The 15,312-nt window shown below is 55.1% G+C and carries 16 protein-coding genes; 8 read left to right on the plus strand and 8 right to left on the minus strand.

Annotated features, from left to right (window positions below; translation table 11 throughout):
* Positions 1–68 precede the first annotated feature (68 nt).
* Together JL015_RS06255 and acs are read right to left on the minus strand one after the other, a co-directional pair.
* Entirely contained in the window at positions 69–845 is a 777-nt protein-coding gene (locus JL015_RS06255; protein ID WP_201017842.1) for an ABC transporter substrate-binding protein, read from the minus strand.
* A gap of 522 nt (positions 846–1,367) precedes the next feature.
* Positions 1,368–3,323 carry an acetate--CoA ligase gene (gene acs / locus JL015_RS06260; RefSeq protein WP_201003443.1) on the minus strand — a complete coding sequence of 652 codons (1,956 nt, stop codon included), beginning with the start codon at positions 3,321–3,323 and terminating at the stop codon, positions 1,368–1,370.
* A 226-nt stretch (positions 3,324–3,549) separates the two neighbouring features.
* On the opposite strand from acs, the gene phhA reads away from it, so the two are divergent.
* The 4 genes from phhA (at position 3,550) to JL015_RS06280 (ending at position 6,663) form a co-directional block, all read left to right on the plus strand.
* On the plus strand, positions 3,550–4,353 hold the full coding sequence (gene phhA, locus JL015_RS06265; RefSeq protein WP_201017843.1) for a phenylalanine 4-monooxygenase: 804 nt from the start codon (positions 3,550–3,552) through the stop codon (positions 4,351–4,353).
* 14 nt (positions 4,354–4,367) lie between these two features.
* Positions 4,368–4,724: a 4a-hydroxytetrahydrobiopterin dehydratase gene (locus JL015_RS06270; protein ID WP_201003447.1), complete on the plus strand. Its 357-nt coding sequence runs from the start codon at positions 4,368–4,370 to the stop codon at positions 4,722–4,724.
* 394 nt (positions 4,725–5,118) lie between these two features.
* A complete protein-coding gene (locus JL015_RS06275; protein ID WP_201003449.1) occupies positions 5,119–5,298 on the plus strand; it encodes a hypothetical protein in 180 nt (59 codons plus the stop codon).
* Between the two features lie 150 nt (positions 5,299–5,448).
* A complete protein-coding gene (locus JL015_RS06280; RefSeq protein WP_201017844.1) occupies positions 5,449–6,663 on the plus strand; it encodes an MFS transporter in 1,215 nt (404 codons plus the stop codon).
* Here JL015_RS06280 and arfB read toward each other — a convergent pair.
* Positions 6,657–7,070, minus strand: a complete 414-nt coding sequence (gene arfB / locus JL015_RS06285) for an alternative ribosome rescue aminoacyl-tRNA hydrolase ArfB (RefSeq protein ID WP_201003453.1) — start codon at positions 7,068–7,070, stop codon at positions 6,657–6,659. The two genes, JL015_RS06280 and arfB, sit on opposite strands and share 7 nt — an antisense overlap.
* Positions 7,071–7,239: 169 nt before the next feature.
* On the opposite strand from arfB, the gene JL015_RS06290 reads away from it, so the two are divergent.
* Positions 7,240–8,148 carry a LysR family transcriptional regulator gene (locus JL015_RS06290; RefSeq protein ID WP_201017845.1) on the plus strand — a complete coding sequence of 303 codons (909 nt, stop codon included), beginning with the start codon at positions 7,240–7,242 and terminating at the stop codon, positions 8,146–8,148.
* 77 nt (positions 8,149–8,225) lie between these two features.
* Here JL015_RS06290 and JL015_RS06295 read toward each other — a convergent pair whose 3' ends face one another.
* Complete coding sequence (locus tag JL015_RS06295; RefSeq protein WP_201017846.1) at positions 8,226–9,242, minus strand: XdhC family protein; 1,017 nt, start codon at positions 9,240–9,242, stop codon at positions 8,226–8,228.
* Between the two features lie 290 nt (positions 9,243–9,532).
* Between JL015_RS06295 and JL015_RS06300 the strand changes: the two genes are divergently transcribed.
* Positions 9,533–10,426, plus strand: coding sequence for a LysR family transcriptional regulator (locus tag JL015_RS06300; protein ID WP_201017847.1), 894 nt, complete (start codon positions 9,533–9,535; stop codon positions 10,424–10,426).
* A 24-nt stretch (positions 10,427–10,450) separates the two neighbouring features.
* Here the strand turns inward: JL015_RS06300 and JL015_RS06305 are convergent, their stop codons facing one another.
* On the minus strand, positions 10,451–10,921 hold the full coding sequence (locus tag JL015_RS06305) for a cyclophilin-like fold protein (RefSeq protein WP_236250173.1): 471 nt from the start codon (positions 10,919–10,921) through the stop codon (positions 10,451–10,453).
* A gap of 198 nt (positions 10,922–11,119) precedes the next feature.
* Here JL015_RS06305 and JL015_RS06310 point away from each other — a divergent pair, with 198 nt between their 5' ends.
* Positions 11,120–11,809, plus strand: coding sequence for a DsbA family protein (locus JL015_RS06310; RefSeq protein WP_236250174.1), 690 nt, complete (start codon positions 11,120–11,122; stop codon positions 11,807–11,809).
* Between the two features lie 33 nt (positions 11,810–11,842).
* Here JL015_RS06310 and JL015_RS06315 read toward each other — a convergent pair whose 3' ends face one another.
* The 3 genes from JL015_RS06315 to JL015_RS06325 form a co-directional block, all read right to left on the minus strand.
* Positions 11,843–12,181: a hypothetical protein gene (locus JL015_RS06315; RefSeq protein ID WP_201017848.1), complete on the minus strand. Its 339-nt coding sequence runs from the start codon at positions 12,179–12,181 to the stop codon at positions 11,843–11,845.
* 209 nt (positions 12,182–12,390) lie between these two features.
* Positions 12,391–12,705: a hypothetical protein gene (locus JL015_RS06320; protein ID WP_201017849.1), complete on the minus strand. Its 315-nt coding sequence runs from the start codon at positions 12,703–12,705 to the stop codon at positions 12,391–12,393.
* 123 nt (positions 12,706–12,828) lie between these two features.
* Positions 12,829–13,077, minus strand: coding sequence for a hypothetical protein (locus JL015_RS06325; RefSeq protein WP_201017850.1), 249 nt, complete (start codon positions 13,075–13,077; stop codon positions 12,829–12,831).
* Between the two features lie 1,392 nt (positions 13,078–14,469).
* On the opposite strand from JL015_RS06325, the gene JL015_RS06330 reads away from it, so the two are divergent.
* Positions 14,470–15,195 carry a short-chain dehydrogenase gene (locus JL015_RS06330; RefSeq protein ID WP_201017851.1) on the plus strand — a complete coding sequence of 242 codons (726 nt, stop codon included), beginning with the start codon at positions 14,470–14,472 and terminating at the stop codon, positions 15,193–15,195.
* The last annotated feature ends 117 nt before the right edge of the window (positions 15,196–15,312 follow it).

Consider the following 15,312-nt stretch of genomic DNA (forward strand, 5'->3'; position numbering starts at 1 on the left):
AGCATGGGTATAAAAAATGGCGCAATCCAGGCTGCCCTGTTTGCGCCATCCAGATCAGGAACCTGACGTTACTTGCCGTAGATATCGAAATCGAAGTACTTGTCCTGGATTGCCTTGTACTTGCCGTTGGCACGAATCGCAGCGATGGCAGCGTTGATCCGGTCCAGGTTGGCCTTGTCGCCCTTGCGAACGGCGATGCCGATACCTTCACCGAAGTATTTCGGATCGGTGAACGAAGGCCCGGCGAAAGCATAGCCCTTGCCAGCGTCGGTTTTCAGGAAGCCGTCCTGCAACAGAGTCGCGTCAGCCACGGTGCCGTCCAGACGACCAGCGGTGATATCCAGGTAGATTTCGTTCTGGGAACCGTAAGGCGTGACTTCTACACCCAGCGGTGCCAGGGCTTCACGAGCAAAACGCTCGTGGATCGAGCCACGTTGCACACCGATTTTCTTGCCCTTGAGTTCAGCGAGGCTGTCGCTGACCGCAGTGCCTTCCTTCATCACCAGACGAGCCGGGGAATTGTAGTACTTGCCGGTGAAGTCCACGGACTTCTTGCGATCGTCCGTGATGGACATCGAAGACAGGATTGCGTCGATCTTGCGCACCTTGAGTGCCGGGATCAGGCCGTCGAACTCCTGCTCGACCCAGGTACATTTGACCTTCATCTCTTCACACAGGGCATTACCGATGTCGTAGTCAAAACCCACGATGCTACCATCGGGTGCTTTGGAGGCGAACGGAGGGTAAGCGGCTTCGATACCGATCTTGAGCGGTTTTTCATCGGCAAAAACCGGCTGGGCAAGCACAGACAACGCCAGCGCGCCAAGAAGCATGAGCTTTTTCATTTACAGGACTCCATCGGTAAAACACGACAAATGGCAAAGTGAGCGGTAGCCCAAGATGCGAAAGAACAATCCGGAGAGAGCGACGCCAGGCAACTGATACCGAATTCCGGCCAGAGGACCTCTGACAAGTGAGGGGCATTTTAGCGGCAGGTACGAAGTCGATATTTCTTCAATGCGACAACTAGTTACAGATGCACCGAGAAACCCACAACACCTCATTGACTTATCAAAAACTTCATGATTCTAAAAATCAAGAAAAGCAGTTAGTTCAGCAAAAATCGCGCCCATTATTGGCAAAGCCTTCTAATACGGCAAGTCCAGCATTACATACCGCTGACGAGAGGCCAGTAATTGCACCGTATTCCTACAAATCCCTATCAATTCGTCCCACAAGGAAGCACACCTGATGCTGGCTGAGTGAACGGGTAACACATCGATATATATCCCTTTTCAAAACCATGAATCCGTTCCTGAAAATGAAAACGCCCCGTACTGGACGGGGCGTTTCGTTGGCTCAGGAGGTCATGCAGCGCTCATGGTCTTGTGGGTATCGACCAGATGCTGGACCACGCCCGGATCGGCGAGGGTCGAGATATCGCCCAGCGCGTCGTATTCGCCCGTGGCGATCTTGCGCAGGATACGGCGCATGATCTTGCCCGAACGGGTTTTCGGCAAGCCCGGCGCCCACTGAATGAAATCAGGTGAGGCAATCGGCCCGATTTCCTTGCGCACCCAGTTACGCAACTCGATACGCAATGCTTCGTCCGGCACTTCGCCTGCATTGAGGGTGACGTAAACGTAGATGCCCTGCCCTTTCAGATCATGGGGCACACCCACCACAGCGGCTTCGGCGACTTTCGGGTGCGCAACCATCGCGCTCTCGATCTCGGCGGTACCCATGCGGTGGCCGGAAACGTTGAGCACGTCATCCACGCGCCCGGTGATCCAGTAGTAGCCGTCTTCGTCGCGACGAGCACCGTCACCCGTGAAGTACATGCCACGGAAGGTCTTGAAGTAGGTATCGACGAAACGGTCATGGTCGCCATACAGCGAACGTGACTGACCCGGCCAGGAATCCAGAATCACCAGATTGCCTTCAGCCGCACCTTCGATCAGGTTGCCCAGATTGTCCACCAGCGCCGGAATCACGCCGAAGAACGGACGTGTGGCCGAACCGGGTTTCAGGGCTGTTGCACCCGGCAACGGGCTGATCAGGATGCCGCCGGTTTCGGTCTGCCACCAGGTATCGACAATCGGGCAGTTTTTCTTGCCCACAGTGTCGTAGTACCAGCCCCAGGCCTCAGGGTTGATCGGCTCGCCCACCGAACCCAGCAGACGCAAGCTGGAACCGTCTGCGCCCTCCATGGACTTGGTGCCTTCGGCCATCATGGCGCGAATCGCAGTCGGGGCGGTATAGAGGATATTGACCTTGTGCTTGTCGACGATTTTCGACAGGCGGGTGATGTCCGGATAGTTCGGCACGCCCTCGAACAACAGAGTGGTGGCGCCATTGGCCAACGGGCCGTAGACAATGTAGCTGTGGCCAGTGACCCAGCCCACGTCCGCCGTACACCAGTAGATTTCGCCCGGCTTGTAATCGAACACGCGCTCATGGGTCAGCGCGGCATACAACAGATAACCGGCAGTGGTGTGCAGCACGCCTTTGGGCTTGCCGGTGGAGCCGGAGGTGTAAAGGATGAACAGCGACTCTTCAGCGCCCATCTCTTTCGGCGCACAGATGCTCGATGCCACTTCCAGCAGAGCGTGGTACCAGATGTCGCGGTGACGGTTCCACTCGATCTCGCCACCGGTACGCTTGCAGACAATGACCTTCTGCACGCTGCTGGTTTCAGGGTTGGTCAATGCCCGGTCGACGTTGGCCTTGAGCGGGGTTTTCTTGCCGCCGCGCAAACCTTCGTCGGCGGTGATCACGACCTTGGAATGGCAGTCGATGATCCGGCCGGCCAGCGCTTCAGGCGAGAAGCCGCCGAACACGACCGAGTGAATCGCTCCGATCCGGGCGCACGCCAGCATGGCGACCACAGCCTCGGGGATCATGGGCATATAAATGGTGACGACATCACCGCGATGCACATCCTGACCACGCAGGGCGTTGGCGAACTTGCAGACTTCTTCATGCAACTCGCGGTAGGTGATGTTGCGGTGCTCGGAAGGATCGTCACCTTCCCAGATGATCGCGATGCTGTCGCCACGTTCTTCCAGATGGCGATCCAGGCAGTTGTAAGCGACGTTCAGTGTGCCGTCGGCAAACCACTTGATGTCGACCCGGTGATCGTCAAAGGAAGTCTGTTTGACGTTAGTGAATGGTTTGATCCAATCGAGGCGCCCGGCCTGCTCGCGCCAGAAACCGTCGGGGTTGACCACCGACTGTTGATACATGGCCTTGTAGGTCGCCTCATCGGTCAGCGTATTGGCTACGACTTCTGGGCGCACGGGGTACAGAGAAGCTGCACTCATCTTGGATACCTCGGTGGAATAGTTGTTGTTTTATGACTCTGTTGTATCCCGCCACAACTCATGGGGCCATTCGACGATGGTCTTACCGCCTTTACTCTTTCGCGCCCCCATGCGCAAGGGGGACAAGCCGAAGAAAAAAGTTCAGAGCGCCCACAACGGTATGTCGCCGCCAGCCCAATCAGGCTACCCTGTAAAAAAACAATAACTCCCCGAGGGAGAGGTCAGCATGAGCCAGACGCAATACGTGGCCCGCGAACCCGACGCCAGAGGCTTCATTGATTATCCGCCTGCCGAACACGCAGTCTGGAACACCCTGATCACCCGTCAGATGAAGGTGATCGAGAGCCGTGCCTGCCAGGAATATCTGGACGGCATCGAACAGTTGAACCTGCCCCATGAACGCATTCCGCAGCTAGGCGAAATCAACAAGGTGCTGGGTGCCACAACCGGCTGGCAGGTTGAACGTGTACCTGCATTGATTCCCTTCCAGACCTTCTTCGAGCTACTGGCCAGCAAGCGCTTTCCGGTGGCGACCTTCATTCGCACCGAAGAAGAACTCGACTACCTGCAAGAGCCCGATATCTTCCACGAGATCTTCGGCCACTGTCCGTTGCTGACCAACCCCTGGTTCGCCGAATTCACCCACACCTATGGCAAGCTGGGCCTGAACGCGAGCAAGGAACAGCGCGTCTATCTGGCGCGGCTGTACTGGATGACCATCGAGTTTGGCCTGGTGGATACTGCACAAGGGCGCAGGATATATGGCGGCGGTATCCTTTCTTCACCCAAGGAAGCAGTTTACAGCCTGTCCACGGCACCGGAGCATCAGGTTTTCGACCCACTGGAAGCGATGCGCACGCCTTATCGCATCGACATTCTGCAACCCGTGTATTTCGTATTGCCCAGCCTGAAGCGCCTGTTCGATCTGGCTCATGAAGACATCATGAATATGGTCGGGCAAGCCATGCAACTGGGCCTGCATTCCCCTAAATTCGAGCCACGGCCGCCCACAAAAAACCATGCGGCCTGAACAGGAGTCCTGGCATGTCATCTCTGAACCAAGCCCATTGCGAAGCCTGCCGCGCCGACGCGCCGCAGGTCAGCGAAACCGAACTGGCCGATCTGATCAAACAGATCCCCGACTGGAACATTGAAGTGCGCGACAGCGTGATGCAGCTTGAGAAGGTCTACCTCTTCAAGAACTTCAGATTCGCCCTGGCCTTTACCAATGCAGTCGGCGAGATTGCCGAAGCCGAAGGCCATCATCCAGGCCTGCTGACCGAATGGGGCAAAGTGACCGTTACCTGGTGGAGCCATTCGATCAAGGGGCTGCATCGCAACGACTTCATCATGGCAGCCCGCACCGACCAGGTTGCACAGGGCGCCGAGGGCCGCAAGTAACGGTTTTACCGGCACTGGAGCGCCTTGCGCGGGACACTGAAAATCGTTTTTTGTTTCACGAATGGACCAACGGACTGAAAAAATATCCGGTTTGTCATTTTCAGTGTTGTATCCTGCAGGAGCTTTTTAAAGCACGGTTCAATCTGCAAACCCTTGCGAGGCGACGACGATGCATGAAATTCCAAACTTCCCCTTCCCAAGTCAACAGGAACCAAAGCAGTCTCCCCTGGCTCAACAGGAGCTTGGTCAAACTGCAGCAATGAAAGCAGCATCGCTGGCTCAAACCAGCCAAAAAGCCCGAAGCAAAGACTGAAGGCGATTGTTTTCAGGCGTATGGAAACCGGTTTGACCGAGTTTCGATACGCCTGGAAAACCACCGACGAAAAGCGGATTCATGACCGACTTCACCGAACACCAGGCCAAAGCCCTTATTGGCGCCGCCGAAAAAATGATCAATATCTGGGAACGCCTCAGCCCGGAGAAACAGAGCGCCCTGCTCGCACGTTTCGGCACTCAGGAAAACGCCCTGGCAGCCCTGATCACCACTCAGCTCGTGGCTTCCAGCAACGGGTAAGTCACTCACTGCGCTTTAACTTCGCTTTTATCACCTCTATCCGCCGCTGGATCGTTATCATGGCAACTTCGAGAGCTTGCTAAGGATTTTTCCTGCGCCAGTTTCATGCCCGCCTCTCGCCAATCCGTCGCCAGAAGGGTCCGCCACCCCATGCCCCAGATACAAGACGCCACCCCGCAACCGCCCTTGAAGGTTACGTTGCAGGTCGTTTCCATCGTTTTTTTCACGTTCATCGGTTACCTGAATATCGGTATCCCGCTCGCAGTGCTGCCCGGTTATGTGCATACCGATCTGGGGTTCGGTGCAGTAACGGCCGGGCTGGTCATCAGCGTGCAATATCTGGCCACACTGGTCAGCAGGCCATGGGCAGGCCGCATCATCGATAACCTGGGTTGCAAGAAAGCCGTGCAGTACGGCCTGGCGGGATGCGGGCTCAGCGGCGTCTTCATGTTGCTGCCCATCGGCATGCCCGGCTGGCCTGTTGCGAGCCTGATCAGCCTGTTTGTCGGCCGGATCTTATTGGGCAGCGCCGAAAGCCTCGTGGGCTCCGGGTCGATTGGCTGGGGCATCGGCCGGGTCGGCGCGCACAACACCGCCAAAGTCATTTCCTGGAACGGTATCGCCAGCTATGGCGCATTGGCGATCGGTGCGCCCTTGGGTGTGTGGCTGGTCAAGTCGCTAGGCCTGTGGACCATGGGCGCGAGCATCATTGCACTGTCCTCGCTCGGTCTTCTGCTTACCCTGAAAAAACAGGCAGCGCCTATCGTGCAGGGCGAACGCCTGCCTTTTACCCATGTGCTGAAGCTGGTTTTCCCCCACGGCATGGGCCTGGCGCTGGGCGCTATCGGTTTCGGCACCATCGCGACCTTCATCACCCTGTATTACGCCAGTAACAACTGGCCCGATGCGGTCTTGTGCCTGAGCCTGTTCGGGGCCTGCTTCATCATTGCGCGCCTGCTGTTCGGCAACCTCATCAATCGCCTGGGCGGCTTTCGTGTGGCGATTGCCTGCCTGTCGGTGGAAAGCCTGGGGTTGCTGCTGCTCTGGGTAGCTCCCACGCCAAGCCTGGCGCTGGCCGGAGCGGCCTTGAGCGGTTTCGGGTTTTCTCTGGTCTTCCCGGCACTGGGCGTCGAAGCCGTGAATCTGGTGCCGGCTGCCAGCCGAGGCGCAGCGGTGGGTGCCTACTCGCTGTTCGTCGACTTGTCACTGGGCATCACCGGCCCGCTGGCAGGCGCCATTGCTGCCGGGTTCGGCTTTGTGTCGATCTTCCTGTTCGCGGCGCTGGCCTCGCTGAGCGGGCTGGCCTTGAGCATCTATCTGTACAAGCAGGCGCAGGTATTACGGGAACAGAAACTTCATCAGTAATCCACCTTGCCCCGCCCGGCCTTGATCGAACCCCGTTTGCTCTTGGTATCCAGCCGACGGGTCCTGGAACCCAGAGTCGGCTTGGTGGGGCGGCGCTTCTTTTCGACCTTGGTGGCGCTGACGATCAACTCGCTCAGACGCAGCAACGCATCAGCCCGGTTCTGCTCCTGGGTCCGGTACTGTTGCGCCTTGATCACAATGACCCCGTCACCGGTAATGCGGCTGTCGCGCAACGCCAGCAACCTCTCCTTGTAGAACGGCGGCAACGACGAAGCGTTGATGTCGAAACGCAAATGCACCGCGCTGGAAACCTTGTTGACGTTCTGCCCACCCGCGCCTTGCGCACGAATGGCTGTCCACTCGATTTCAGCGTCCGGCAGATGAACATTGTTGGAGATGATTAACATTGGGGTCTCGTGACAATTGCAGAGAGCATCTTACTCGCGATTAAAAAATCACACTGATCAATCTGATTCATGGCCTTATGCAGTCAGACAGGCTTTTATGGATCATGAACAATAGAGGTATGCTGCCCGGACCGGGAGCAGAGCCCGGAACCAGACAAGAGAGTCATAAATGATCAGGGACTTCGCACTGCGAGATTACTTCAGTGGCCTGCTGGCATTCATTGCTGTAGCCCGTGAGCGCAGTTTCACCCGTGGTGCCGCACAACTGGGTCTTTCGCAGTCGGCGGTCAGCCATGCAGTGCGAGGGCTGGAAACCTCACTGGGCGTGCGTCTGCTGGCGCGCAACACCCGCACCGTCATCCCCACCGAAGCCGGTGAGCGGTTGCTGCGCAGTGTCGCCCCGCAACTCGAAGAGATCGACGCAGAACTGGCGTCGCTTCAAGAACTGAGAGATACCCCGACCGGCACAATCCGCATCACTGCCTCCGACCATGCCATCCGCAGCGTATTGTCTGCAAAACTGAAGAAATTTCTGCCCAGATACCCTGCCATCAAGGTCGAGCTTTGCTCCGAGAACCAGATTGTGGACATCGCGGCGCAACGCTACGACGCGGGCGTGCGGCTCGGTGAATTTCTTGATCAGGACATGATTGCAGTCCGTATCAGCCCCGACATCCGCTTTGCCGTGGTGGGCACCAAGGCCTACTTCGACCGCTACCCAATCCCTCAGACTCCCGACGATCTGGTTAACCAGAACTGCATCAACCTCAGGCTCGCCACTCATGGCGGCCTGTGGCCCTGGGAACTCGAACGCGATGGCAACACACTCAACGTGCGTGTCGAGGGTCAGCTGGTCTACAACAGCATGTATGAAGTCCTGGACGCCGCGATTGCCGGTCTGGGTCTGGCCTATATCGCCGAAGACATGGCCAGCCCTTATATCCGCTCCGGGCATTTCATCCAGTGCCTGGAAGAATGGTGCCCGCTGTGGTCGGGCTTTCACCTGTACTACCCGAGCCGCAGACAGCCTTCGGGAGCAATGTCTCTGCTGATCGCCGCGCTGAGGCATGAAGAATGAAAGCAGCTGTAAGCCTTAAGCTACAAGCTACAAGCTTTTGACTTGAAGCTTGCAGCTTGAGGCTTGGCGCTTGAAACTTACAGCTTACAACTTTCCTCCAGCCTCTTCGCAATAGCGACCGAAGCCTCTCTGGGCAGTGGAACATTGTTCTTGGCGGCGAGAATTTCAGCCATGACGCTGACGGCGATTTCCGCTGGGGTTTTGCTGCCGATATAGACGCCGATAGGACCACGCAGGCGCTGCAACGAAGCCTCGGTTTCGCCAAAGTGAGTTATCAACCGCTCTCTGCGGCTCTGGTTATTGCGCCGCGATCCGATCGCGCCAATGTAGAACGCCTGACTTTTCAGAGCCTCCAGCAGCGCAAGATCATCCAGCTTGGGGTCGTGGCTGAGGGCAATAATGCAGGTCCGAAGGTCGGGCCGAAACGCCGCCACCACATCGTCGGGCATGCCAGTGCTCTTTTCCACGCCCTCAACTGCCCAGGTATCCATGTACTCGATTCGCGGGTCGCACACGGTCACCTTGAACCCGTTGAACAGAGCCATGATCGAGACATATTCGGCCAGGGCACCGGCACCGATCAGCAGCATGCGATAGCCTGGGCCAAGGGTATTGACCAGACGCTCACCGTCAAACTTGAGTTCTTCAGGGGTCGGCGTCGCCTCCAGACTCACGCTGCCATCGGCCAGGTTCACGATGCGCCGCACCAGAGAACCCTGCTCAAGCCGGGCAACCAGTTGCTCCAGGGTTTGCAGCGGAGGGCTGAACTCCAGAACCAGCTCCAGTGTGCCGCCACATGGCAGCCCGAACCGATGCGCTTCGTCGGCACTCACTCCGTAGCGCACCACCTCCGGCGGCATCTGCGGGATGCTGCCCGAACTGTAAGCCGTGGTGTAGCGATGGATAAGATCATCCTCGATGCAGCCACCGGAAACACTGCCAACCGCCCTGCCATCATCGCGAAGCACCATCATCGAACCAACAGGCCTGGGCGATGAACCCCAGGTCCGCACAACCGTGGCAAGCAGAACCTTATGACCACTGGCCAGCCAGTCACAGGCCGTGCGCAGCACCAGCACATCAATACTCGCCATGATCAACGTCCTGTCCATTCAAGATGTGGCGAAAAGCCTGGGCCATGTGTTTGCTCATGCCGGGAAATATAGAAGACAGCGCTGAAATCCGCGCCCCCACCCTTTTCGGGATATGACTCATTAGAGAGCCCGGACGACTGCAAGAAAAGGCCATATGGACGAATATAGTCATGAGCGATATTGATCAATATCGCTGCCATGGGCTGAAACAGAAATGCTGCACAGTTCAAAGCTGCAGCACCGTGTCCGTCTTGATACAGTTGCGCACCTCCCATGCAGAGAGTTGATTAATGCCCAAGGAAAACTACAGTGACCTGCTCGCACTCATTGCAGTTGCGCGCGAGCGCAGCTTCACGCGCGCGGCCTCTCAGTTGGGGATTTCTCAATCCATGCTCAGTCATACGATTCAAGGACTTGAAGCACGATTGGGCGTACGCCTTCTCACCCGCACCACGCGCAGTGTTTCAGTGACCGAAGCCGGCGAGCGACTGCTGCAAACGGTCGGGCCACGACTCAAGGCAATCGAGGCCGAGTTGATCGCCGTGGCAGAACTCAGCAACACACCTGCGGGAAATATACGCATCACGGCCACCGACCACACCATCGATAGCCTGCTCTGGCCGAAGCTGGCGCAGATCCTGCCCAAGTATCCGCAGATCAACGTAGAGATGTGCATCGACTATGGCTTGACCGATATCGTGGCTGAAAACTTCGACTTCGGCATTCGCCTGGGAGACGGGCTGACGAAAGAAACCGAAGCTGTACGCATAGCGCCGGACATGCGTCTGGTTATTGTGGGTGCGCCGTCCTATCTGGCATCGCGCACCATGCCTGCCAAGCCCCAGGACCTCACAGATCACGACTGCATCAACATGCGATTGCCAACTCGCGGCGGGCTCTATGCCTGGGAACTGAAGAAAGACGGCCAGGAAATCAACGTCAGGGTCAAAGGCAAACTGATTTTCAACGGCATCAAGCAGATCCTCAATGCCGCCGTATCCGGCTTTGGGCTGGCCTACGTTCCCGAAGACATGGCCCAGCCGCATTTTGATGACGGCACTCTGATCCCGGTCCTGGAAAGCTGGTGGCCGAGCTTTCCGGGCCTGCACCTCTATTACTCAAGCAAGCGGGAAAAATCACGGGCCATGCAGACGCTCATCAATGAGCTGCGCTACGAAGAGTAGCCTGCCATCTTTCGATGGCATGCCCTATGGCTGCCGTGCCCTGCGGATTGTGACCTTGAATGCACCTGGCTGACGCATCAACTCCACCCCCGAATCGAGACGCCCCAGTTTTACCAACCCTTTGGAATAACCGAAGTCCTTGTAGTAGATCGCCAGGTTGCCCCAAGGCGCATAGTAGGCCAGGTCGCCGGTTCGAGGTGTCACCCCTTCTGGAGCACCAGCAGTGGATAAAGGCCTGGGCAGATCACTGACCTTCTCGGTCGCGGCATAATCCTTGAGGGTCAGCGTCAGGGGTAACAGAGATGCGAAATCCCTGGCCGCTTCACTGTCCTCCAGTGTGGCAGCGAGGGTCGTGCCTTCTATTTCGATGCTGATGTGCATTGAGTTCTCCTGACGAGTGCTGGACCGGTCTTGCGTCCCCGCAGCTTCCACGATACCGGCAGCCATGGGGATCACAAGCAGACAAGCCATCAGTGCAGCGCTCCTGATCGGCATGCATGTCTCCTGAAGCGTTCGGATGAAGTCGTCATATTTAACGACCTGCCGGATGAAAGCACCCTGCCGGAGCGAATGGAGTCATGAATCAGAGTCATCAAAGGTACTGACTTAAGTCCGCTCGGCTCGTCAACCTGATACCGCTCAGCAGGATCTGCTTGTGGTCCTGGAGCGTGAACTGCTCGGAAAATCGACGTCATGAAGCATCTGAGGCCTGTGGCCTTGCGAATAGAGGTGTTAGTCCCTGCAATCGTGATAGCTGGGCTTGCGAGTTTGATAGCTGCATTTCTCGTCAGTGAACGTTTTGTGGATGCTCCCCAGGTTGAGGGGCCATGGATTTATGGCTCAGGTAATGCCCGCTTCACCCTAACCGAATACGCAGATCTGGAATGTCCGTACTGCCGAGAATACTTTCCTCAGCTCAAAGGCTGGATCGATCAGAACCCCGAGGCAAACCTGAAGTGGCACCACCTTCCGCTATCGATCCATGAACCAGCAGCGAGCAAGAATGCTCAACTGGTGGAGTGCATCGGAGCAAGAAACGGGAGCGGCGACTTCTGGAAGGCAGTGGAGCTGGTTTATCAGCAAACACGTGGCAATGGTGCTGGTCTTGCGGAAGGGCTGAATGTGTCAGGACAGGATGAGCAAGGACTATTGGGCGCTGTGGAGTACTGCATGAATTTCAATGAGCAAGCTGCAGAACGGGTTAAAGAGCAAGCTCAACAGGCTGCTGCTCTCGGGATCAATGCCACCCCAACGATTGTTATCACAGACAATAAAACCGGACGTTCGATCAAACTTACTGGGCCGGCCGATGACAATGTATTGATGTCGGCAATTGGATTGGCTCGCTGGCCAGCAAAACGACATCCCCCAACGGTGAAGTAAGATTAGGGGGTGGGTTCAGGCGTTACGCGACTCCTATAACAATTTCCAAATGAATAGACCCACGATCAAGCACATAAGCCCGAGCAGAATGAAGTGAACTGATGTAAGACCCTCTGCCTTTGCTCTGGCAGCTTGCGAGGCTAAATTCGCTGACCATTCCTGACTTTTGCGAAGCGCTTGTTCCTCTGTTTCGGTGCGTTGCACATCGCTCTCCTGCTGAACAAGCTGAGCTACGCGGTATTTCAAGTAAAGGGCCTGTGCGTGGGTTTCTACGCCATTTGCCTCAGCGAACGCTTTCGCGCGGAGGCCAGGAATGATTGCTCCCGTCTCTAACTCTTCAACTACCGCTGTGTAAAAGCGCTCATCACTCACGCCCGGTTTCCTCATGATTATTTCTAGCCTTGGGCGCTGCGAGCGGCAAGTTTCTCCGGACATGGTTCCTCGGCGTTATGTCTTGGGGGCTAGTAGGTGAACGGAATTTTCCGTTGTGTCTGTAACTGTCCGCAGCCGCCCCATCGGTTCGGCTTTCAGCATGCCCCGCACTCAGCAGGGCATGCCGGGAACCTATCCGCAATGAGCTTTTATACTCGTTCACCCGTAACTTGGATTGGCTGACCATCGTTGACGTCCGGCATGGTGAGGTACAAGTACATGCGCTCTTTAAATTCGGAAATCTCAACGGACTTGCCAGTCGCTTTCGCTTGATTAAAACCAAGCGTAATGAGCTGACTCAATTCGTTCAAATTGGCATGCCGTTCATCAGGCGCAATCCGATATTCACGCAATGCTGGATTACCAACTGAGTTGACCAGCTTGCAGAGAATGAACAAATTTTCATATCCACGTCCGTTGTTCTTGATCGCGCTCGAAAACTGTTCAACTCTATATTTTGCCATTGAAGCCATCCCTCGTATTGAGGGCACTATAACCACGCCTCTCCCTACTGCCTTGGCCCCCGGTTTTTGAGGCCAGGGCTTGGGGTGCAGCTGAGCCGAATTCCTAGATCATCTGGTGTTCGTTCAGGCGGCCAGTGCAGTGCGCAAGCGCTCCATCCACGCACGCTGATCGGGACTTGGATCATCCACGTTAGCGGCCGCATCAAGCACGTCCAGCAGCTCGGTAGCAGCCTCCACAACCGCAGCCGTGCGCAGGCGTACCGCCTCATCCATCCGTTCAGCGTCCAGGCAGTCTTCGCACAGGTTGGCCGCGACCTGGGAAAGCGTCTCGCAGTATCCGCCGCAATTGTTATGAAACTGGCATTCGCTCATGGGGATTTTTTCCTCAACTGGCAGGTAGGTTGTTCTACAAATAGGGGATGCAGTCTTGCATCGCCTCACGCTCTGTCTGGGCTGTACCCCAGCCATACCCGTTCTGGCCCGATACGTCCCAGCCCCACATTTCAGGTGAAGCACTATGCATGCTGTAGGTGACCTGCACAAAGCTAACAATTCAGAGCTGGCACTAACCTGAACATATACAGCCGCCCCATCAGCCTCGAGTAATCTTCTGACCACTGGCAGTAGTTCTGCGCGTCGCCGTCGCCCTCACCGATAAGCACCAACTGGTGATACACAAGCCCGGTCATCATCGGTATGTGACGGACTACCGAAGTATGCTACTTACCAGAAAAATAGACTGCCTCAGAAATCGCGGCGAGGTTTAACATATCGCCGGGTGCCTGGTACTGATCATCAGGCACCTGTCAGCACCGGTTTCCTAGAAAAAGGTACTGGTGTCTTTGGATTTGCCAGTGCGGCGCTCATACTCCTTGCGCTTGGAAACAGCTAGGAGGTAGCACTGGCAGCATGAGGCGTCGCCTGCCTTTGCCTTGATAGCCTTTGACGTTCTCATGGTGTAAGCCCCATAAAAGCACCTACATACCCAGCGCGCATCAACCTCGGCCGAGAGTCCAAGAACAGTTAGCCTTCCAAATTTGGTACCGGTTAAATTGATGAACGTAGGTGAGCCGCGCATTGCCTTACTTGGGTCTTTGACCGGGAGCGGCACACTTGAGTCACGGGCTGAATCGAGAGTCTTGTATTCAAAAGACTCACCCCGAGAAACAACTCGAGAGGCAACCGCGCCAATTGGTTGATCGTGCCCATACTTCATGCTTGGTTTCCGTGAATTCGTAAGTCGTTGATAAACCTTATGTAGTGGTCCTACGGTTTTCCTATGCCGGTCGGGTACTTGCTGTTTTTCAAGCGTGAGGCCAGCGGTGGCCAATTAGGAATATGACTTTACCGGGGCAGGCTCGCGGTCAAAAGGCAAGCCTTTGAAACGGCTGCCTTGAGCACAGCAAACATTATTTTACCGTAGATCAAGCGATAATTCGACATGCATTTGGGGTTGCAATAGCATAGCGACATCAGTAACACTTATTGGGTAAATCTTTGCGCAGCAATTGTCGTCATGAATGAACTGGAGAAATCCGGGCTGATTGAAGCTATGTAATCAGCCTGTTGATGGATCTTTGGTGAATACTGTGCGTGGTAGGTTGGCTTGCCCACTCATGAGTGTGAAGTTCTTACTATTTCATTACACTTAAAACCAATGTAGAAAATTTAATAATGAGTAAAAATTCTAGCATACCGGAGAGTATAGGAAGTTTTCCAACTCCACAGAGCTTTTGTTTAAACGTTTCCTCCTATAATCCATTCATGGTAACCGAAGATACTTGGGAGCAAACAATTAAACTCCTAAAGTTTAATGGACATTTGGATATGTATTGTCCGCAGTGTGGTGAAAACTCTGTTTTTCGCTGTTCACAAGATTACGTTTATCAGGCTCCCAATATAAATAATTGGTTTCGCCAAGAGTTCATGAAAATCACAGCAGCCTGCTCAAGAGATGAAGAGCACAAAGGCATGTTTTTATTTAGACTGAATGAAACTGATGGTATAGAAAAGATCGGTCAATACCCATCCATGGCAGACTCTGCATCTTACAACGTCAAAAAATATGCAAAGATTCTTGCTAAAGAAGATTTTTCTGGATTTAAAACCGCTCTTGGGCTTGCCTCGCATGGCATAGGAGCCGGCGCATTAATTTATTTGAGAAGAGTTTTTGAATCTTTGATAGCTGAGGCATATAGTTTTGCGCGCACCAACCAAGCTTGGGACGACAACCTCTATCTGAAAAGCAGGATGCAAGAACGAGTCAAACTTTTGGCTAACTATTTGCCCGAGTTTCTTGTGGAGCACTCCCGGCTTTACGGAATACTCAGCAAAGGTGTTCATGAGTTGCCCGAGCAAGAGTGTCAAGCATATTTCCCCGTGCTCAGAATGAGCATTGAACTGATACTGGATCAAAAACTATTGGATCATGAAAAAAAACAAAAAATCGATGCGGCAAGCACGTTCATAAATCAATTCAACGGAACCTAAATTTATACTTGCTACCGTTACAAGTGAAGATGTGGCGAAAAAAGCGTTATCCCACTAGCCCGATTAGCGGAATTTCGCAGTATCAAGACGCCCCTTCGCTCTCGTTGATTACTGCAA

The organism is Pseudomonas cichorii, assembly GCF_015471405.1.
Classification (GTDB): domain Bacteria; phylum Pseudomonadota; class Gammaproteobacteria; order Pseudomonadales; family Pseudomonadaceae; genus Aquipseudomonas; species Aquipseudomonas serbiensis.

Excerpts from the sequence above, each read along its gene's own strand:
- acs (WP_201003443.1), bottom strand. The coding sequence starts at position 3,323 with ATGAGTGCAGCTTCTCTGTACCCCGTGCGCCCAGAAGTCGTAGCCAAT.
- phhA (WP_201017843.1), top strand. The coding sequence starts at position 3,550 with ATGAGCCAGACGCAATACGTGGCCCGCGAACCCGACGCCAGAGGCTTC.
- JL015_RS06290 (WP_201017845.1), top strand. The coding sequence starts at position 7,240 with ATGATCAGGGACTTCGCACTGCGAGATTACTTCAGTGGCCTGCTGGCA.
- JL015_RS06255 (WP_201017842.1), bottom strand. The coding sequence starts at position 845 with ATGAAAAAGCTCATGCTTCTTGGCGCGCTGGCGTTGTCTGTGCTTGCC.
- JL015_RS06295 (WP_201017846.1), bottom strand. The coding sequence starts at position 9,242 with ATGGCGAGTATTGATGTGCTGGTGCTGCGCACGGCCTGTGACTGGCTG.
- JL015_RS06330 (WP_201017851.1), top strand. The coding sequence starts at position 14,470 with ATGGTAACCGAAGATACTTGGGAGCAAACAATTAAACTCCTAAAGTTT.
- JL015_RS06305 (WP_236250173.1), bottom strand. The coding sequence starts at position 10,921 with ATGCCGATCAGGAGCGCTGCACTGATGGCTTGTCTGCTTGTGATCCCC.
- JL015_RS06270 (WP_201003447.1), top strand. The coding sequence starts at position 4,368 with ATGTCATCTCTGAACCAAGCCCATTGCGAAGCCTGCCGCGCCGACGCG.
- JL015_RS06275 (WP_201003449.1), top strand. The coding sequence starts at position 5,119 with ATGACCGACTTCACCGAACACCAGGCCAAAGCCCTTATTGGCGCCGCC.
- JL015_RS06325 (WP_201017850.1), bottom strand. The coding sequence starts at position 13,077 with ATGAGCGAATGCCAGTTTCATAACAATTGCGGCGGATACTGCGAGACG.
- JL015_RS06280 (WP_201017844.1), top strand. The coding sequence starts at position 5,449 with ATGCCCCAGATACAAGACGCCACCCCGCAACCGCCCTTGAAGGTTACG.
- arfB (WP_201003453.1), bottom strand. The coding sequence starts at position 7,070 with ATGTTAATCATCTCCAACAATGTTCATCTGCCGGACGCTGAAATCGAG.
- JL015_RS06310 (WP_236250174.1), top strand. The coding sequence starts at position 11,120 with ATGAAGCATCTGAGGCCTGTGGCCTTGCGAATAGAGGTGTTAGTCCCT.
- JL015_RS06300 (WP_201017847.1), top strand. The coding sequence starts at position 9,533 with ATGCCCAAGGAAAACTACAGTGACCTGCTCGCACTCATTGCAGTTGCG.
- JL015_RS06320 (WP_201017849.1), bottom strand. The coding sequence starts at position 12,705 with ATGGCAAAATATAGAGTTGAACAGTTTTCGAGCGCGATCAAGAACAAC.